This window comes from Faecalibacterium faecis, assembly GCF_040096475.1.
Taxonomy (GTDB): domain Bacteria; phylum Bacillota; class Clostridia; order Oscillospirales; family Ruminococcaceae; genus Faecalibacterium; species Faecalibacterium taiwanense.
Genome location: NZ_JBBMEP010000044.1, coordinates 1 through 2220, shown reverse-complemented (window position 1 = coordinate 2220; position 2220 = coordinate 1). Strand labels below are relative to the sequence as shown.

Below are 2220 nucleotides of genomic sequence, written 5' to 3'. Positions count from 1 at the left end.
ACCCGCGCCCACCAAACAAGAAAAATCCGAACCTGTTTCCGATTGGAGAAGGGTTCGGATTTTTCGTTTTCTTCGGGCTCAAGAATGAAGGAGGATAAAACCTGCAGAATTTTAAAACAATCTAGACAATCGGTTTGCATATGCTATAATTAGAGGCAAAAGGAGGTTGACGTTCACATGGCAGTTGAAATTCATCCGATTCCATTATATGGTGTATGGGACATTGGCTACGCACTTGATGTACATACAATAAAAAGCATTCCTATTGGAGAGGATGCCTATGGTCATCTTCACTTTGACAATACGCGTTCTGAAATTGGTGAATTACTTTATCAATTTAAGTATAACGGAAAGTATGAAAATTTAAATCCAATTGTAGATGCAATTGTGAGCTTTTGGGATGAAACGCCAGAGATTCATGACGTTAGAACGGTTTTGCCGGTTCCCCCAACAAAAATAAGGGGATATCAGCCCACAATAGAAATTGCTCGGGCCGTAGCAGCTAGAATAGGTGCATACTATTGCGGAGATGTTCTGGAAAATACGGCGACTGCTGAAATGAAGAGTCTAACATGGGAAGAAAAGAAAAAACTTCAACCTACGATAAGAAAAACAAAAAATGCTATACGAAAACATAGTATCTTATTAATTGATGACCTATACAAAACAGGGTTAACGCTAACCCATTGTGTAAGTGCACTACGTGAGGATCCGTTAGTTGACAAAATATATGTTTTAGCAGTTACTAAAACGAGGAATACTTATTAAACAGAAAGGGGGAGATTATGCTCAATCAATATTTAATTCAACTAATGCTATCAAAAGGCATCGGTGAAGTGGCATTAAAAAAAATTATAAATGTCGTTCCCGAAAGAGAATGGCAAACATTGTGCGAATCACCCCATTTGTTAGGCAATATAATAAATTGTCGTGGTAACACAATTGAAAGCGTTCTTTTAAATAAAGACCGAGCAGGGCAACTTTATTTGAAAATGCAAAAAAATAGCATCGCTATGATTCTTGAATCAGATAAAAGTTACCCACCACAATTGAAAGACGCATTAGGAAGCAAATGTCCTCCTGTACTCTTTGCAAAAGGAAATATCGAACTTTTGTCAACGATAGCCGTTGGCTTCTGCGGTTCTCGAAAGGTATCCGAAAAGGGGCTTTCTATTACATCTCAATGTGCAATGCAGCTTGTTCAGAAAAACATATCAGTTGTTAGTGGATATGCTGCTGGTACGGACACTGCTGCGCACGTTGCCGCAATAGAAAATGGAGGAAACACAATTTTTGTTTTAGCAGAGGGAATTTTGAATTTCTCGTATAAAAAGCAGGTGAAAGCACATCTTACGACTCAGAATCATGTTTTTATTTCGCAATTTTATCCCGATGCTCAATGGAGTGTTGGAAATGCTATGAAACGAAATTCAATAATTATTGGGTTGTCCAAAGCCATGATTTTAGTTGAATCTGGTAAGAGCGGTGGAACCTTCTCAGCAGGAGAGGAAACCCTAAAGCTTTCTTTACCGCTTTTTGTTATAGATTATGAAAAACCAGAGGTATCTGCTGAAGCCAACCCATACTTTATAAGTCGTGGAGGTGTTCCAATTCGTGGAAAAAATCAGACGCCCAATTTAGCGCGTGTTTTTTGGGCGGTGGAACATGGTTCAAATCATGAAAATAGCACAAAACATAGTCCTGTCCAATTAGATTTTTTTAATATGTCATAAACTTATGTAATGCAGGGCGTTCCTTTACCGGGAACGTCCTGCTGTTTTTATGCGGCAACAGGCAAGGCTTGTAGTGCTTCCTGCTCTTTCAGCCATTCCTTGTATTCACGCTGGCCTTCCTCACTGTTGAAAAACTCAACCATGGAGGGATAAAAGCAACGCGCAAGGGTCTTGATTGCTTCATCCGGGTAGCCGGATTTGTTTGACTTCTTCTTTTTGTTCAAATAGTATCCTCCGAAAATCAAAGTTCCATATCCTGCCCACGCTTGCGGTTTTTCTGCGGCACATCCATGGTGCGCTCCTGCCTGGGGGCAAGAACCTTTTCCAGAAAGCCGCGCACCAGTTCAGGCGCACGGTGGAGAGCATCCAGATAGGGCTTCACATCGTACCACAGGTCATGGTACTTGTTACTCCAACGAACGGCCTCCTTCTTGGCGGTGGAAAGTTCTTCTTTCAAGCGGCGGTTCTCCACGTCCATCATATAGCC

The 2220-nt window shown here is 41.0% G+C and carries 3 protein-coding genes and 1 pseudogene; 2 read left to right on the top strand and 2 right to left on the bottom strand.

The features are described from left to right. Window positions 1–177 precede the first annotated feature (177 nt). Window positions 178–768 (top strand): ComF family protein, encoded by a 591-nt coding sequence (locus WMO17_RS12985; RefSeq protein WP_349138318.1) that lies wholly within the window; start codon window positions 178–180, stop codon window positions 766–768. 17 nt (window positions 769–785) lie between these two features. Then, window positions 786–1733 (top strand): DNA-processing protein DprA, encoded by a 948-nt coding sequence (locus WMO17_RS12980; RefSeq protein ID WP_349138316.1) that lies wholly within the window; start codon window positions 786–788, stop codon window positions 1731–1733. Between the two features lie 47 nt (window positions 1734–1780). On the opposite strand, the gene WMO17_RS12975 is transcribed toward WMO17_RS12980, so the two are convergent. Both WMO17_RS12975 and WMO17_RS12970 read right to left on the bottom strand, forming a co-directional pair. Continuing rightward, window positions 1781–1957, bottom strand: a complete 177-nt coding sequence (locus WMO17_RS12975; RefSeq protein WP_349138315.1) for a hypothetical protein — start codon at window positions 1955–1957, stop codon at window positions 1781–1783. Between the two features lie 17 nt (window positions 1958–1974). Beyond that, window positions 1975–2220, bottom strand: a pseudogene (locus WMO17_RS12970) (plasmid recombination protein); the annotation flags it as partial.